At 56.4% G+C, this 17,554-nt stretch carries 14 protein-coding genes; 8 read left to right on the plus strand and 6 right to left on the minus strand.

From position 1 onward, the window contains the following. Window positions 1–106 precede the first annotated feature (106 nt). On the minus strand, window positions 107–967 hold the full coding sequence (locus SFX18_07380) for a hypothetical protein (GenBank protein ID MDX1962957.1): 861 nt from the start codon (window positions 965–967) through the stop codon (window positions 107–109). Between the two features lie 41 nt (window positions 968–1,008). Further along, window positions 1,009–1,587: an RNA polymerase sigma factor gene (locus SFX18_07385; GenBank protein ID MDX1962958.1), complete on the minus strand. Its 579-nt coding sequence runs from the start codon at window positions 1,585–1,587 to the stop codon at window positions 1,009–1,011. 235 nt (window positions 1,588–1,822) lie between these two features. Between SFX18_07385 and SFX18_07390 the strand changes: the two genes are divergently transcribed. Both SFX18_07390 and bioF read left to right on the plus strand, forming a co-directional pair. Further along, a complete protein-coding gene (locus tag SFX18_07390; GenBank protein MDX1962959.1) occupies window positions 1,823–2,422 on the plus strand; it encodes an EVE domain-containing protein in 600 nt (199 codons plus the stop codon). Between the two features lie 17 nt (window positions 2,423–2,439). Then, window positions 2,440–3,621 (plus strand): 8-amino-7-oxononanoate synthase, encoded by a 1,182-nt coding sequence (gene bioF / locus SFX18_07395; GenBank protein MDX1962960.1) that lies wholly within the window; start codon window positions 2,440–2,442, stop codon window positions 3,619–3,621. 128 nt (window positions 3,622–3,749) lie between these two features. On the opposite strand, the gene SFX18_07400 is transcribed toward bioF, so the two are convergent. The 4 genes from SFX18_07400 to ccsA form a co-directional block, all read right to left on the minus strand. After that, window positions 3,750–4,775, minus strand: a complete 1,026-nt coding sequence (locus tag SFX18_07400) for a response regulator (protein MDX1962961.1) — start codon at window positions 4,773–4,775, stop codon at window positions 3,750–3,752. Window positions 4,776–4,843: 68 nt separating this feature from the next. Beyond that, window positions 4,844–6,214, minus strand: a complete 1,371-nt coding sequence (locus SFX18_07405) for an Hpt domain-containing protein (protein MDX1962962.1) — start codon at window positions 6,212–6,214, stop codon at window positions 4,844–4,846. Window positions 6,215–6,492: 278 nt separating this feature from the next. After that, window positions 6,493–7,767: a glutamyl-tRNA reductase gene (gene hemA, locus SFX18_07410; protein MDX1962963.1), complete on the minus strand. Its 1,275-nt coding sequence runs from the start codon at window positions 7,765–7,767 to the stop codon at window positions 6,493–6,495. Continuing rightward, on the minus strand, window positions 7,764–8,675 hold the full coding sequence (gene ccsA, locus SFX18_07415) for a cytochrome c biogenesis protein CcsA (protein ID MDX1962964.1): 912 nt from the start codon (window positions 8,673–8,675) through the stop codon (window positions 7,764–7,766). Before ccsA ends, hemA begins: the two co-directional genes overlap by 4 nt. Before the next feature lie 295 nt (window positions 8,676–8,970). Between ccsA and SFX18_07420 the strand changes: the two genes are divergently transcribed. The 6 genes from SFX18_07420 to SFX18_07445 all read left to right on the plus strand — a co-directional run. Then, window positions 8,971–11,940, plus strand: coding sequence for a hypothetical protein (locus SFX18_07420; GenBank protein MDX1962965.1), 2,970 nt, complete (start codon window positions 8,971–8,973; stop codon window positions 11,938–11,940). 245 nt (window positions 11,941–12,185) lie between these two features. Continuing rightward, the gene (locus tag SFX18_07425) at window positions 12,186–13,601 is read left to right on the plus strand and encodes a VCBS repeat-containing protein (GenBank protein MDX1962966.1); all 1,416 of its coding nucleotides are present in this window, start codon (window positions 12,186–12,188) and stop codon (window positions 13,599–13,601) included. A gap of 38 nt (window positions 13,602–13,639) precedes the next feature. Further along, on the plus strand, window positions 13,640–14,491 hold the full coding sequence (locus tag SFX18_07430) for a PEP-CTERM sorting domain-containing protein (protein MDX1962967.1): 852 nt from the start codon (window positions 13,640–13,642) through the stop codon (window positions 14,489–14,491). A gap of 137 nt (window positions 14,492–14,628) precedes the next feature. Beyond that, window positions 14,629–15,585: a DUF1559 domain-containing protein gene (locus SFX18_07435; protein MDX1962968.1), complete on the plus strand. Its 957-nt coding sequence runs from the start codon at window positions 14,629–14,631 to the stop codon at window positions 15,583–15,585. Between the two features lie 41 nt (window positions 15,586–15,626). Next, the gene (locus SFX18_07440) at window positions 15,627–16,067 is read left to right on the plus strand and encodes a hypothetical protein (GenBank protein MDX1962969.1); all 441 of its coding nucleotides are present in this window, start codon (window positions 15,627–15,629) and stop codon (window positions 16,065–16,067) included. A gap of 77 nt (window positions 16,068–16,144) precedes the next feature. Next, window positions 16,145–17,554: hypothetical protein (locus SFX18_07445; GenBank protein ID MDX1962970.1), on the plus strand; the 1,410-nt coding region annotated here is incomplete at its 3' end.

A 17,554-nucleotide genomic window follows, 5' to 3' on the forward strand; every position in this document is an offset into this window, starting at 1 on the left:
CTGGTGGTTATCTTGCCCAAGAATTGCTGATTTATTCTCCGCCGCTGGGGGCGGAAAAAAAGCGGAAAACCTGATCGCGACGCAGCGAGGTTTGTTTTTTCTACGATTACAAGACGCAGGTGGTTTTGGGGATGACCTGCGTATGTTGAAAAGGGACTAAAATTTGCCGTCCATCGGGGAGCACTTTGAGATAAAAAAAGTTTTTTTGTTCGACTTGGTAGCCGGCCTTGGACAGTTCGTCGATCAAGGGGGATTCCAGCGCGGGGATATGGGAAATGTGTTGCCAGTTTCGCAGGGATTGGGGGTTGATGCTGTCAACTTTGATGATGGGAATATCAAAATTTTGCGGAGGAAGGCGACCCGATTGATCGACCAGTTGAAATTGCATCCGTTCCGGAGCGGGGAAGGGGGAGTTGGTATCCACGGGATTGGCATCTGGTTGCCCGCTCACCGCGGGGGGGCTGATCACGGCGGGAGAAACCAGGTTGGCAAACCACTGGCCACGGGCACCAGGAACGTATTCCCGCGTCACAGCCCCCAGGGTAAACGCCACCAACAGCGCGGCCGCCAACGTTCCTCCCACGTACCACCCGCGGGTGCGCGGAGCGCTCGACAAAGATGCGGGCGGCGACACCGGCCGCGTGGTTTCTTGCGTCGCGGGGATAGCCGTTCCAGCGGTGAACTTTGCCGCCACGGCCATCGGATTGGTCGGGGGAGTGGGTGGCTCCTGGTGGCAAACCGCCCCAAGATAGCGGTGCCATGTTTTCGCTTCCCAAAAGGCCAGCGCGCAGGCCCGCCAGCGCTCGGGCTGGCGATCAAGTTGGCGTAATAACTGCTGTTCCTCGGCGGAGGACAGTTCGCCGTCCACCGCGCGATCCAACCAAATTTGCCATTCATGGGGGCTTAACACAGCAACACCACTGGCCAGTGAAGAAGGTGTGGCGTGGGGGTCGGGTGTCGTTGACATAAAACTCACTAACGGACAATAAAAAAGGCCAATCGAAACAATTAATCGCCGGTATCCACCACCTGCAGCTTGGCCAACACCTGTCTCAAGCGGCTCCGCGCCCGGTGCAGGCGGGTTTCGACCGCGCTATGGCTAATGCCTAAATGCGCTGCAAGCTGCTGGTAATTCCAATCTTCGGTGTATTTCAATAGCAGGATTTCCCGATCCTGGGTATTGAGCTGCTCCAGCCCCTGGCGGATCAGCTTTTGTCGCTCGACGGCCAGTAACCACTGCAAAGGTTCAGGGTCGGGATGGCTATCTTGATCGTCGGGAATGCGCTGCGCATAACGCTGCGTCAGTTTGCGGCGACGCCCATGCGTGCGGCGGTACAACAGGCATTGGGTCACCGCCAGCCGATACAGCCACGGGGCCACTTTAGTGCTGTCTTGCAAGGGAGCCGCCTGCCGTACCGCCGCCAAGGATATTTCTTGCAACACGTCATCCACCCCTTGGGCGTCCCCCAAGCGGGCAATCACAATCGTCCGCAGCCACCGCCCATGCTGCGCAAGCGCAGCCTCCCAATCGACAGGCACCACCGGAGCCGGTTTACCACTGGGCAGCGATTTTTGCAGGACTGCCACGGGTAAGGGTTGAGCCGGAGGTGGCCGCACAGAACGGGCAACAGGTACGGCAAAAGGAGAATTCACGCGCATGGAATGTTACCGCATCGTGCCAATTCTTGCGGGTTATTTTGTCTGAGAGGCGGATTTTTTGTAAAATAATCGTATTAGTGATGGTACGCAGCACGATTTTGGGCTGATCGCCTCTTTTTACAGGGGGGGCAGTTTTTTCTAATCTATTATCCCACAAGACTTTATGAATTATTGGCTATTCAAGTCCGAGCCGGAAAGTTATTCCTGGGCCGACCTGGAAAAAGAACGCCACCAGACAACTTACTGGAACGGCGTCCGCAATTATCAAGCCCGCAATTTTTTGCGGGATCAGATTCAGGTGGGTGACCAGGTGTTTTTTTACCATTCCAATAATCGCGAACGGGCGATCGTGGGCCTGGCAAAAGTGGTGCGAGCGGGCTATCCCGACCACACCGCTTGGGAGCCGGGGCATCAATACTTTGATTCTGACAGCCAACCCGAATCGCCGACCTGGTACATGGTGGATATCAAACAAGTGCGGCCATTCGCGCGAGCGCTTACATTAGATGAGTTAAAAGCGGAGACCCGGTTGGCGGGGCTAGAACTTTTGCGACGCGGATCGATGTTATCCATCCAACCCGTCAGTGTCGCGCACGCAAAGGTGATTTTAGAACTGGCCGAGCGCCCCGTCCCGGAACAGACCAAACCCCAGCGCCCCGCGCGTCCGTCCCGAAAAACCACGATCACAGCGCCTGCTAAAAAATCAACACCGGCCAAAAAACCAACCGTCAAAACTGCTCCGCGCCGCAAATCGACCTCTTAGCCAGCACCTCCCTTATAATGTCATTCTCATTGGATTGGCTGGCGGCGGAATGGACCGATTGGCAAGCCCGCGGCTTGGCGCGGCGCAGCTCTTCGCGTGAAAACGCCCAAGGCCGCGAAGTTTTGATTGAAGGGCGTAGCTATCTTAATTTTGGCTCAAATGATTACCTGGGCCTGGCAAACGACCCGCGATTGAAGGAGGCCGCGCGCCAAGCATGGGAATCGGAAGGTTGGGGCGCGGGGGCAAGTCCGCTGGTGACAGGCCAATCGACCGCCCATGCCCGGTTGGAGCAAGCGTTGGCCGTATGGCTGGGGACGGAGGGAGCGCTCGTGTTTAGCAGCGGCTATGCGGCCAATACGGGGACCATTGCCGCCCTGGTTGGGCCAGGTGATGTGATCTATAGCGATGCCAAAAATCACGCCAGCTTGATCGATGGCTGTCGACAAAGCCGAGCCGCGACGCGGATTTACGCGCATGCGCGTGTGGACGATTTGCGAAGCCAACTACGGGAATCGGCGGGGGACTATCGCCGCGCGCTCATCGTCACGGATAGCCTGTTTAGCATGGATGGCGATCTCGCGCCTTTGGCGGAGATTTGTGATTTGGCCGACGAATTTGGAGCCATGCTACTGGTCGATGAGGCCCATGCGAGTGGAGTGTGGGGGAGTCGCGGCAGCGGTTGGGTGGAAGAGGCGGGCGTGGCGGATCGCGTGCCGATTCGCCTGGGGACGCTGAGCAAAGCCGTGGGGAGCGCGGGAGGCTTTGTCGCGGGATCTCGGCTCTTGATAAATTGGTTGAGCAACCGCGCGCGGTCGTATGTGTATTCCACGGCACACCCACCAGCGGTCGCCGCGGCCGCGCAGGCGGGAATAGAACTGATCATCGCCGAACCCTGGCGGCGGGAACGGTTGCAGGCCCTGGCGGTAAAAGTGCGGCACGCCCTGATCGACCAGGGTTGGCGTGTCGGCCAGGCTAAAACGCAAATTATTCCAGTTGTGATTGGCGACGCGGCCAGCGCGATGGAATGCGCGGCGCGGCTGCGCGGGGCTGGTTTATGGGTGCCGGGAATTCGTCCTCCGTCGGTCCCGCCGGGAGAGTCGCTCTTGCGGATTAGCTTGACCGCGGCGCACACCGATGATGATGTTGATCGCCTATGCGCGGGATTGGCGGATCTGCGAAAAATTCAACCCGCCGCGTGAGGCAGATAAGCCCGCCGCGTGAGCTAGGGAGAGATCTAACCCGGCACGAAAGGTAGAGACCTGGTGTGCTGGTTGATCCCTTGCTGACGCTGCGGGCTGAGATGTGTGTCCCTTGCTGACGCTGCGGTTTAGGCCATTTCCACTAATTCCGCCGTGACATCCTCTTGCTCGCTAACCACGGCCAAAAACTTTTCCTCTGACTGCAAAAACGCCTCAACCACGTCTGGATCAAAGTGGCTGCCGGTCCCCTCTAAAATGATCGATTTGGCGACTTCATGGGAATACGCCGATTTGTACACCCGCTTACTGGTTAAGGCGTCGTACACATCGGCCAGCGCCACAATCCTTCCACACAGCGGGATTTCTTCTCCCTTTAGTCCTTGGGGATATCCGGTGCCGTCAAACCGTTCATGGTGGGTCATGGCAATATCGCGGGCCATGCATAAAAATTTGGCGTGCGGAAACTGCCCCAGCGCGGCCTCCAGGGTCTCGGCTCCCAGTTCCACGTGCGACTTCATGATTTCATATTCGCGATCATTGAGATGTCCCGGTTTAAGTAAAATCCGGTCTGGCACGCCCACCTTGCCGATGTCGTGCAAGGGGCTGGTGGCATAGATGAGGCGAATATATTCGGCGTCGATTTCCGCGGCATAGGTGGGCAGCCTCCCCAAGTATTCGGCCAAAATGCGGCAATAATCGCGGACCCGTTCCAGGTGCGTGCCGGTTTCGGGATCGCGGGATTCGGCCAGCCGCGCCAGGGCAAAGATCGCGACATCGCGTGTTTCCAGGGCCAGGACGCGCTCCCCCGCGCGAATCCGCACCAGCAATTCCGCCGGATCGAGCGGTTTGCGGATAAAGTCATCCGCCCCGGCATCCAGCCCGGCAACCATTTCCGCCCCGCCTTCGCGGCTTGTGATCAGAATCACATAAATGTATCCGGGAAAGTTTCCAGAACGAATTTCCCGGACCAGATCCAGCCCGTTCATTCCCGGAAAATCCCAATCCGCGATGACCACGCGACAATCCTGGTTTTCCAGCTCGCGCAGCACTTCGGCTTTGCCGCGCGCGTGCCGCAACTCATAAGCCTGCCCGCGCAACGAATTTTGCAACAACTCGCAGGTTATTTCGTCGTCATCCGCGATTAATAGTTTCATATTGCCCCAATCAGGCTGACAGACATTTGAGGAAAAAAAGGAGGATCGCCATATCGGCTGGAATGAAATCAAATTCCCAATAATTCCGAGTTCGCCTCGAGATCACCCACGCCCACGGCAAAGGGAAAAGTCTGTTGGCGTGCTTCGGCGTCAGCCGGGCCTGGGGGGTTGGCGGCTGTTTCCCGCCATTCGCGGATTTTTTCGAGGCAGCATTGCAATTCGGCCTTAACCCCATACAGCAGGATTTCGGCCCTGGCCCAAGAACCTTCGCCGCAGGCATATTCCAGGTCGCCGGCGATGGCGCGTAAATTTTCGGCGGTGAGGTTGGCGGCCATGCTTCTGAGCAAGTTGGCCTGACGGGCCGCCGCGGCGTAGTTACGGTTGACCAGGGCCGTGGCCAATTCACCAACGGTTTCGGGACCGCGCGTGGCAAATTTTTGCAAAATGCGGTGCATAAAATCCCGGTCATTGAGGCAGCGATGCAACAGATCGGCCTGGTTGAAGGCGTGGTCATCGCGGCGGCGTTGGAGGGATTGTCGCTGCTGCGCCGAACCCGGATCGCCGTTGCGGAGCTGCCGCGCGGGGTGATTGTCGGATTGCACAGCGGTCCCCGCGGGAGTCGCCGCGGGCTCGACCGCCATTACCGCTGGCTCGGCTACAGTTTGATTGTTCTCCACCTCCGCTACCAACAGTTCGATTTCCGTTAGTTGCGCCGACACGGATTGGGTAACTTCGACAACGGGGAGAGCCGGGGCGGGCTGGATATTCGCGGCGGAAAGATCCTCGGCAACGCGAAGCTCTTGGCAGCATAATCGCAATTGCGCTGGTGGTTGCCACAAGGGAGGATACGCGACAGCGTCCGCGTCAGTCGCCGCGGTTTCTGCTTCCTGATTTTCCGTCGCTGGCGGGATGGCCCCGTTGAGGGCTTCCTCTGCCGGGGGCATCGACTCGGCGATCTCCCCTTCCACGGGAGGCACCGACTCGGCAGCAACTGCCGTGGGGTATTCGGACTCGGGCTTTTTCTGGTCCGGGTGCACTCCCCAGGAATTCATTCCCGCCAGCGTGTCGCGGGCGATTTGTACATAGCGATTGGCCTTGGGCGGGAGATCCGTTCCCGACAACAAGCGCAGGACTTCTTGCATTTGCCGTAAAGCGCGGGTGGGATCAAGCTGTCCCTGCAAAAGAGCGGCGGCCGATTCCAATTCGCAAGCCTCCGCGGTTTCGTTAAAGGTTTGATCGACCTCGGCCCAGGCGGCCAGCCGGCGTTCTGAATCCGTATGATTGGCGGGTGTCGGGGAGGTTGGCACATCGTCCTCGTGTGTCACGCGAACTTGCCAGGGCCAATATTGATTGCAGAGCCAGACCATGGCCACCGCAATTCCGACTGTCAGTAGATTGACCAACAGCGGCAGCCACAGATTGGTAAGCGCAAGCTGCATCGGCCCCTCTCCTTTTACGAAATTGAATTGGGCATAACTCCAAAGTGGCCGCGCGACCGGTGCCGCCGCCGAGATTGCTCCATGCAAAATTTAGCTTGTAAAGCCGGGAGAGGGCGTCCGGGAAAAATCAGATTACCCCCCGGCCGCTTTGGCAAATGAAGTTACCGGTCGGCATAATCGCTAAAGACGGCAAGAGCGGGCGGGGGAACGGCACAAAATGGAAGAAGCGCCCCATCGTCGCTCAGGACGCCGGGTAGCTAACCGGCCACGCCAGGAAACTATTCCTCCAGGCGAAACAGCCGTTTGAGCGCGTCGAGCAAGCCGTGCGGCGTTCCTTGGCGGGCTTCGGCCCGCAGGGATTCCAGCGGTGGATGCAGCAGCTTATTAACAAAACGCTCAAAGGTTTGTTCAATCTCTTGCCGCGCGGCGGCGTCCAAGTCGGGCAATTTGTGGTAGAGACGCTGCAATTCCGCGTCACAGATCGCGTGCCAGCCGCTGCGCAATTGTTGAATAATGGGTCGCGTGGCGCGGTGATAAACGTCTGTCATAAAGCGGGCGGTTTCATCCTCGATAATGGATAACGCGCGGGGTAGCTCCCCTTCCCGCTCCTGGCGATTCCGCTGGCAGGCGGCTTGCAGGTCGTCCAGGGTATATAGAAACACATTTAACTCATCGCCGATCCGGGGATCAAAATCCCGCGGCACCGCCAAATCTAGAATAATCAGCGGTCGCTGGTAGCGGCTATCCTTGAACCGCTCATACCGTTCCAGCGTCACCACCGGTTGGCTGGCCCCGGTGGTGCTAATAATCAAGTCCGCGGCGGCTAATTGCTGGTCTAATTCGGCCCAGGGTACCGCCACTCCGTGGTGCTTTGCCGCCAAATCGATCGCCCGCGCGTCATGCCGATTCACGATACGGGGCTGCCGCGCGCCAGCCGCGCGAACATAGCTCAGTGTTTCATCGGCCATTTCCCCGGCGCCGATCACGACCACGACTTTGTCATCAAAGCGGGCAAAAATTTCCTGGGCAAAATCCCCCACGGCCACACTGGGAATACTCACCCGCTTTTCATGGATGCGGGTCTCGCCGGCAACCCGCTTGGCCGCGCGTAGGGCCGATTGAAAGGCGTCATGTGTCAAGGGACCCGCGCAATTCTGCCGCTGGGCCAAATGATAGGCCTGTTTAACCTGGGCCAGGATTTGTGGCTCTCCCACGACCATACTATCCAGGCTGGCGGCCACGGTAAACAGATGTCGAACCGCGGTTTCACCGGAATGTTCAAATAACTGGTTGAATATGTCGTGGGGGTTCAGCCCTTGGCAATCGGCCAAAAATTCGGCCACTTGGCGATGCGTGGGGAGGTCCCCCTTGTGGTCGGCGGCGGCGTACATTTCCACCCGATTGCAGGTCGAGATGAGCACACCTTCTGTCGCGGGAAAGGCGTCCCGCCACCGCGCTAGGGCCTGCTCCGCCTGGTGCGGAGAAAAGGCCAATCGCTCCCGCAGGGCGACTTCAGCGGTTTGGTGGCTGCAGCCAACAAGCAGCAATTTCATGCGCAGGCCTCCCCGGCGCAACGCCTGCAAGCAGCCATTCCCCGGTTGACGGCTTCGATACGGACTCTGTTGACCAGCGGCTGCGGAGCCTTGTGTTCCGATTTGAATACCAGGCCCAACAAAACGCTGACCATCAAAAATAAAAAGCTGGCGATTGTCAGATAGGCGACTTTGCGGCCGCGCTGGGCGGGGCGGTATAACGCGCAAAACAGCAGCGCGCAGATTAACCATCCGGTGATGATGGCCGAACGCCAGATGACCGGATCATGCCAGGGGATGATCCCTTGCTGGACCAGGTTAAAAATTACTCCGGCCACGATGCCCAGTATAATCAAAATCGCCGCCCCCACCACCGAGCGTTGATTGGCTAGTTCCAGCCATTCCAGGTTTGGCAGCCGAAAGCGGGCGGTGGGGGGCTGTTTGGCTTTGAGCCGAGCCGCCTGCAGCAAATACATGATCCCCATGGCAAAGCCAAACACCACCACCACATATCCCAGCAGCAACAACAGGGTGTGCAGGGTAAACCAAATGGAAGCGGCCCGTTCCTGGGGAAAGGGTTGTCCATCGGCAAATCGGGAAGTGGCAATCAACAATAACACCAACGGGAGAAAAAAAATCCCGCTCCGGGCGCGGGGTTGCAAAGCCAAGGTCAACAAATACATCACCCCCAACACCCAGGCGGCCAGCAGGTAGTACTCGGCGGAACTGGACAGCGGCGTATGGTGTGTCAGGACCGCCTCGTAGCCGCGATAACCCAGGTACAGGGTGTGGGCAATTAAGCCAGCCAGGGCAAAGATCCACAACAGCACATTTCGCCAGGCGCTGTGAAAGATCAGCCGGGAAATCTCCAACCCCAGCGCAACGCCGTAACTAGCGGCAAAGCAGGTGATGGAGATGCGTTCTAACATGCGCGATCCGATAACAAAATTAAACGTGTGTGGACGCCCCGCGGAGAGTGGACTAATTGTCATTTTAGGCTAACTCCCCCGTTTCGCGAATGGGCGGAAAACCCTGCGGAATTTGTCGATTCTAACCGTTAGCGAAGGCGTGGATGTCCTGGAATTTGCCGTCGAGGGCATTTTATCCCTAATTGCGGGGCAATTTGCGGGCAAAAAGAGCGCTATTTTATCGGCCAAGGGACTTTGCCGATAAAGTTAATCGCGGTTTGCTAGGGATATAACAATTATTTTGGCCTGGGTGTTCATGCGGCGGATCTACAGCCTGGTGCTGATCTTGGCCGGGAGCTGGCTGGCGGCGGCGACAGAGTCTCCGTCCCCCGACACCGCTGCGCCCCCCGTCGCTGCCCAGACGGCGCGCTCCCCCGCCCGGCCGGAACGGGTGGGGGGCGATCTTATGGCCGCCCGCCCCCAACGCGAAACCCCCGACCGTCCAGAAGAGGCGGTGCCGGTCTTTACCTGTGATTTTGGAGAGGCCTGGGACCAAAATTACGACCAGTGGCCCGACCGTTGGACCAGAGTGACATCTTCGATCTATCCACATTATTTGCCTGTAAAAATTGTGCCGGAGGTCCCCAATACCGATGCGGAGGCCGATGCGGCGGCACTATTGGCGGCTACTTCCGTGCCATCGTCCCCGGAGGCGACTTCCACCGTTCCCCCCGCGCCGGCAGGGTATGTCCTGCGGATAGAGCTGGATGGCGGCGGCGCGTTGGTACAGTCCCCTTTTATTCCGATTGTGGCTGAATTTACGTACATGCTCGAGGCCAATCTGCGGACGGCCGGCCTGCGGCAAAGCGCGGCGTTTGTCAGCATTACCTATTTCGACGCCAAGCGCCAACCGGTCGAATCAATGCGTTCCCCTCCCTTGGTGCTGGTCGAAAATTGGCATACGGTGCGCATTGCGACGGGCAGCCCGCCACGTGCGGGTGTCACCCACGCGGTGATAGGCTTGCATCTCGAACCCCTGCCGGGTCAAGCGGGGGATTTGCGCGGCCAGGCGGATTTTGCCGAACTCTGGCTGGGAAGGCTCCCCCGCATTACCTTAACCGCCAATCGGCCCAATCTGATCTATCTGGACGCCGAACGGCCCGAGATTATTTGCCGCGCGTCGGGTTTGAACCAGTCCTCGGCCAAGGTGGTGTTTGAATTGCTAGATCACCAAAGTCGGCAAATGCAAGAACTGGTTGAGTTGGAATTGAAGCCTGAACGAAATAATCAGGAGTATTCTTCCCCGCAAAAAAAGTTGTTTCCCCCCCAGGCGCCGTTGGGTGCTCCGCTTCATACGGGAATGAACCCTTCCCCCCTGCAAAAATCGTCCCACCCCCCCGTGACAGAAGTGGACCCCGGCCACCCGCAGACACCTTCGGTTGCCGTTGGTGCGTTGGCAAATCCTGGGGAAAAGCAGCAGGTTTTTTCCGGTCAAGTCACGTGGAAGCCCCCCATCACCCAACCCGGCTTTTACAAGGTTCGGGTGCAAATGCCCGGCGAGCTAGGCTCGGTCACCTTGCGGGAATTGACACTGGTGCTGATGAATTCCAAGCCCGCTGTCTCTGGCGGGGAATTTGGCTGGAGCCTGCCGCGCGGAGAAGCGGGAATTAGCTTTGGCGAACTGGCCGATCTGGCGGGCAATAGCGGTATCAGTTGGCTGAAGCTGCCGGTCTGGAACGCCGCCAACCAACCGGGCCGCGAAGAGCAAATCTTGTGGCTGGCCGAACGCCTGGGCCTGAAGAAAATTGAAATGGTTGCCATGCTGACGGATCCGCCGGACACGGTGCGGGAGGCGATCTCGGGCGTGGATACCAGCCATGCGGCCGGTGTGTTTAGCGCGCCCAGCACGGTCTGGTACCCCACGTTAGAGCCGTTGGTCAGCCGCCTATCCACGCGGGTCCGGCACTGGCAGTTGGGGACCGACCAGGATTTTAGTTTTATTGGCTTTAGCGAGACCGAACCCCTGGTTCAAAATATTCGCAAACTGTTTGCCCGATTTGGCCAGCGGATGCAGTTTTTGGTGGCTTGGGATTGGCTGCGGGAACTTCCCGCGGAAAAACCCGCGTGGGACATCGCCGTGCTTTCCACCCGGCCCGCCTTGACCGCCGCCGAACAGCGGCAATATCTGCAGGGTCAGACTGGTCAGATGGTAAAAAAATGGACGGTCATTGAACCACTTTCCGCCGAGGAATACGCCCAAGAAACTCGCATCGCCGATCTGGTCCAACGCATGGTTGAAGCTAAAACCGGCGGCGCGACCGCGATCTTTGTGGGGGATTTGATCGACTCGCGCACGGGCCTGCTTAATAACGACGGCACGGCCTCCCCTTTGTATCTTCCCTGGCGGACAACCGCCTATGAACTGGCTGGAGCCGAATACCAAGGGGAGCTGGCACTCGCCCCCAATGTCCAAAATCGCCTGTTTCAGCGGGGAACGGATGCGGTCTTGGTCTTGTGGGCTGACGCTCCCCAACAGGTGCGGCTCAATGCCGGGCCGGGGACGCGCATCGTTGATGTGTGGGGCCGGGTCTCCACCCCGGTGCGGGATGGAGAGGAACTGGTGCTGCCGCTAGGGGCCGAACCGATCTTTTTGACGCGGGTCAATGTCGGGCTGTTGCGTTTTCAAATGCATGTGCAATTCGCCCAAACCCGCCTGGCCAATTTATTTGGCAGACCGCAGACCAACGGTCTGGTGCTAAGCAATTCTTTTAACCAATCAGTTTCAGGAAGCGTAAAATTTGAGTGGCCGGAGTCGTGGCGGACCGCTTCGCGCGAGATCACGTTTAAACTAGCCCCCCGGGAAACCGCCACTTTTCCCGTGGAATTGATTTTGCCCATCAATGCCGGCACGGGCAAACAGACCGTAAAAATGCGGGTCTTTATTGACGCCGAACGCGCTTACGAATTTCGCACCGAACGCGAACTGGAAGTCGGGTTGGATGACATCTTTGCCGAATACACCACGCGGCTGACACCCCGCGGCGACCTGGAAATTGAGCAACGCCTGACCAACCAGACCGAGGAAGCCGTCAGTTTCAAATGCTATCTCTTTGCCCCGGAACGCAAACGCCTGGCCCTCCAGGTGCAGGATCATGGGCGGGGGATTGACTTAAAGACGTTTTTTTTGCCCAATGCGTCAGATTTGATCGGGGAAGAGATTTACGTCCGGGCGGAGGAAGTCAGCGGCTCGCGGGTGCTAAATTACCGGTTCAAGGTCACGCCGTAAGGAGTAATAAAATTACAGTAGAAATCTAGCAAATATTACAGGCTGATAGCTATTAAATTTAACGGATAACTGTGTTATTTGAGCAAGTGAATAACTTGTGGAGTATGGAAGTATTAAAATTATGACTATAATTCTTGTAATACAAAGGATTGTAATATCTGGCACAAAAGGTGCATAGGTTAATTTGTAAGTTCTGCTGACTGGATTAGCCAGAGGCTTTGTAATTCCCCATCAAGGGTTTTCCAATGCCTCATTCTCATAAGCTTATCCAATCATTTGGTAAATACGCCTTACACCATGTTAGCTCTGGGCAAGCGCATACGATTTTGCGTCGCCTTTGGCAAATTTTGGCGATTTTGGCTTTCTTTCTGGTCCAAATCTTTTGGATGGGAGAAGTTCGGCGAATTTCTGGCGAAGAAATTTCCCGTGTCAATCTACCTGGTGAAGCATGGCGGCGGCATGTGATAGACGATCGTTATGACGGACCCGATGGAACAAAACTGGGTGATGTCAATGGCGATGGACGCTTGGATGTGGTGACTGGGTGGGAAAGCGAGGGGTTGACCGTTGCCTATTTGCAGCCGGAATCACAATTTATCCGCCGTTCTTGGCCATCTGTCGTGGTGGGCAAAACTCCCAAGGCGGAAGATGCGGTTTTTTTGGATTTGAATCGAGATGGTAATTTGGATGTTATCAGTTCTTGCGAACAGCATGTGGAAAAAGCTTTTGTGCATTGGGGTCCGGTCCGGGATAAGATCCTGGACCCGCACGCTTGGCGACAACAGGAACTGACGCCGATTAGTGGTATCTCGCAGTGGATGTTTGCCGAACCGATTCCCTTGCGGGATGGCGATCGAGAAGTTACCGCTGTTGTTCTCGGTGGCAAAAACTATGAACGCAATCAAACAGCCAAGCTTGGATTGGTGGTACCGGGTGATGATTTGGGGGCCGTCCAGGATTATCGCTGGCAGCCGTTAGCGGATGTATCTTGGGTCATGTCAATTATTGTCGCCGATCTCAATGGTGACAAACATGCTGATATTCTTTATTCAGATAAACATGGTCCCGGTTGCGGTGTGTGGTGGTTGGAAAATCCTGGTTCCGTAAAGCCCTCTGAATCTTGGTCAAAGCATGCCGTGACCACTGGGGTTTTGGACGGTTGCATGCTCATTGCCTATGCCGATTTTGATGGTGATGGCCTGCGGGATGTGGTGGCTCCCGTGGATTTTCCCGTAGTGGAGGGGCAGACTCGACAGCGGTATTTGCGTCTACTCCGGCGGCTGCCATCAACGGAAGTCGCGTGGCAGCAACAAGATCTCATGCTTCCGCCACTTACAGGCCAGCCCAAGGCTGTCACGGTGGGAGATATCAATTTGGATGGCAAGGCGGATTTGGTTGTGAGCAGCACAGGGGCGGAAAATGGCCAGACAGGCACGTATTGGTTGGAGCAAGGTAACACTGTCTCGGCGCATGATTGGCAACCTCGGCGAATCGCGGCACCGACGGGTATTAAATACGACTTGGTGCATGTTGTGGATTTGGACGGCGATGGCGACCTGGATACGCTGACTAGCGAAGAAAAGGTGGAGGGCCGTGGCCTGGGAGTGTTTTGGTACGAGAACCCCGTACGTGCCAGAGCGGTACAGGAAGCGCCGCAATAATCGCGGGACACACGTTTTTCAACTTGAAAGGAACGCAAATGTCACACAATCGCAGATTCTTACACAGGTCCAACCGCCTAGTATTAGCTGGAGCACTCGCCCTGGCATGCGGTTTTTGCACGAGCGCGGCGCTGGCCGTACCGACCATCGTCACCGCTGGCTCCACGCCTAATAGTACAAATTACAGTGACAGCGGATTAAACATCGGGAATAGCGGTTACTGGTTCGCCAATTTTGGGGCAGCCACCGCGGTGAGCGGCGCGCCGGTGGATCAGAACGATGCGAATGCATTGCCAAGTTGGGTGCAGGTGGATTTTGATCCTGCCAGCGTGGCGTATTCATTTTCTTTAAATTCTCCTTCATCGGCCAGTTCCACCGGGGGCGTTACAACTTACAACAATTTAATTTTGCCCGATGGATCCAGTGGTTTATCCGGGCAATTGGTCGACAATACCAACGCCAGCGGCACGCAAAGCAACAACATCATCACCGCCTGGCGGTTTGGGGCTAACGCGCCTCCCGCGGCATTTATCCATGTGGTGTTGGATAACGCCCCCACCAGCGCCGAAACCATCGTCCAACGCTTGCGGGTGACGCATCGGAACGCCGCCCAGACCCTCAACCCCACTGCCACCTTTGACAATTTGGCGGCGGGCGCGAACGGCACGGCGGATGTCTATACGTTTCGCTTGGATGGGATTGAACCAGGAGGATCGTTCGCCGTGCAACTGCGGACAAACGGTAACACGGCGGGCACTGCGGATACCGCGCTGGCGGGTATTGCCTTTGACGCCATTCCCGAACCTTCCAGCTTAGGATTGCTGGCATTAGGCGGCGCGGCAGCTGGCTTGATAGTTATCCGCCGTCGTCGGCAAGCAGGGCAGTACTAACTATTGATTCAAAATATCTTGACGCCTCCCCCCCGCGATTGATGAAGTTGTAAAGCAATCTTCCCCCCGAACGCTCCTTCTTCATCATCGCGGGGTCTGGGCGTTTATAAATCCATTACAAATCCAAGGAGAATTGAATGGCACGAAATTCCCTTAGAGCCTTTACGCTCGTGGAATTGCTTGTTGTGATCGCGATAATCGGCTTGCTAATTGCATTGCTGTTGCCGGCAATTCAACAAGCTCGCGAAGCCGCCCGCCGCGCGCAGTGTATCAATAACCTTAAACAGACAGGCTTGGCAATTCAAAATTACCACGATTCCCAGAAACGGCTCCCTAATTCCCGCAGGATCTGCGATTACATCACTTGGGCGGCCGAAATCTGGCCCTATTTGGAGGAAGGGACCGTGCGGGCCTTATGGAAAAAGGATGCTGATTATTACGGCCAGGCCCCCGCTGTCAGACAATACCAAGTGACGACCTACCTTTGTCCCTCCCGTCGCTCCAGCCCGCAAATCAGCTTGGACGGCGATTCCAACACCGACGCGGGGCCTCATACACCCGGTGCCTTGGGCGATTATGCGGCTAATTTGGGGGATACGCGCACATTGATGGATCGCCCGGAAGACCCCACCAATCGAAGTACATATCCCAACGGCCCCTTTATATACTCTGGAGCCAGTGAATCGGATAATGATTGTCAAAATTGCAAAAACTTTGAAGAGCTTCGCCCCAAATTTGTCGTGCGATACAAGAACATCACTGACGGGCTTTCCAAGACTCTGTTTATCGGCGAAAAGCACGTGCCAGAGACAGCCTATGGTTTGGGGAGAGCCGGCGACAATTCAATTTACAATCCCGATTACCGCACTAGCCACGGCCGCTTCGGCGGACCAGGCTATGGTTTGGCTGAAGCCAACGAAGGATCAAATGCTCCCAATATCACAAAATTTCGTTTTGGCAGCGCACATCCGTCAATTTGTCATTTTTCTTGGGGGGATGCCAGTGTCCGATCGCTGAGAACAGACATCGATACCCTCACGTTGGCCTACTTATCCAATCGCGCTGATGGCAAGACGTTTACATTACCCCAGTGACATTGATCAGATCCTATCTCAGCATACAGGTGAATTTTAAGGTGAAGTACAAACTCCCTTTGATTAAACGGGTCGCCTACGCGCTCTGGCTGGTACTCATCATTGGTTGCGGGTCAAGTGTGCCGGTCTATGAGGTCACCGGTGAAGTTGTCTTTCCCGATGGCAAGCCGTTGACTACGGGTATGGTTGAGTTTCGATCCATTGATTTGCCCCTCACCTTCTTGGCCTCTGGCCCGATCGGGAAAGATGGCAAATTTCGCTTGGAGGGAGGCAAGCACGGGGCGGGGGCCACTCCCGCGAAATACAAGGTTATCGTGGTGGTTGATAAAGTTGCCCATGTTGATCGGCAAACGGGAAAACGCAAATCGCAATTCCCAATAGCTGCCGAATTCCGCGATTATCAATCCACACCCCTGGAATTCCGGGTCACGGACAATCCCGCGAATAATCACTTTCGCATTCAAGTACGCTCGCCGAAATAAACCGTATGACACGGCTTTCGGCATTTACAGAATTAAATTTTTGCTACCCGTCACACGCATTGATTGGAGTTTTTGCTATGCCCCGTCCAGAAGTTCGTTTCAAGAAAGTTTTATTCACAATGGCCGTTTGTGGGTTGGCGGTCAATGGACAAAAATTCTCATTTGCTGGAAACGCCTATCAGAATCCCATCGGCGGTTGGCGTTATTTATACGAAGGCACATTTAACGGCAGCATCAACGGTTTTCCAGCGGGGTGGGGGAGCGGGAACTCTTTTTTGGGCGAGGCTTTGGACGGAACTTGGCGGCATAACCAAGGTGATAAATGGGATGGTTCTGGTATTGGCGATACCGGGCCCAAGCCCGGCGGACCTGCTCCGGGAGGTGTCAGTCAATTCACCACGGGGGACTTGAACTACATCCGTTTGCAGGATACGGGTAATCCGGAAGTCCATGGTTGGTTGCAGGGAAGCACCCGCCCCCAAAATAGTAATCGGCGTATCAACTTTGCCCATAAGATCGAAGAAGACGGACCACTGGCGAGTGAATTGGTTCTGGACGAGGGGATCACGATAACGTTTCGCGCGCGCATCCCCAACACCGGTCCGCTCGATCCGATTTACACTGTGGATGCCAATAACCAACCTGTGGAGTTGCCTTGGGGAAGCGTGGGCGGGGGTGGTTACGCCATTCATGACGAGGGACGGGGGATGTTTTATGTTGCGCAGAATGATTTGAACAACTTCAATCAGGATAGCGCGGTGGCATTTTCGCTGGCGACGAGCTCCGATCTTGCCAACTATGCCGCCCTCAACCCTAATTTGGCCGGTAAATCCGGCGGGTTGTTGCTGAACAATTTAGTGGGGAATGTGGCCACCCCGCAAATTGACACCTTTGATTATAATCCCGCGGCGGGAGACGTATTTAACGTTGTGCCGATTAGTGACGAGGATTTAAGGGAATGGCAGGAGTTTTGGATTACCATCCAAGACGACCTAACTGATGCGGGTACCCATCAAATCAAAGTTTATCTCAATGGATCCACAACTCCTCATGTGTTTTCTGTAACCGCCACCAGTGATGGCAATGCCGAATATAATAATGACGCATGGTTGGCTATGGGCTTATCCAGTACGAATTTATTCGGTGCGGTGGATGTCGATTTTTACGGGTATTCGCTGGGTGTGATCGCGCCGGTGGCAAATATCACCGGTCCCCCCGAATGGATCGGCGCATCGGGGGCGAACTGGACCACGGCGGGGAGCTGGTCTCCCGCCGGCGCGCCGAATAGCGCGACGGCCGAGGCGCGGTTTTTGGGGATGGGGGGCAGCCCGGTCAATCTGGATGCTAGCCAAACCGTCAATAAGTTGACTTTCAACACGGGCGTGGATTACACGCTTAGTGGACCCGCGGCCAATGTGCTCAGCCTGGCGGGGACCAATCCTGTGATTAGCACGGCGGGCGCCGGTGATCAAAATTTATCTGTCAGC

Source organism: Pirellulales bacterium (assembly GCA_033762255.1).
Lineage (GTDB): Bacteria > Planctomycetota > Planctomycetia > Pirellulales > JALHPA01 > JANRLT01.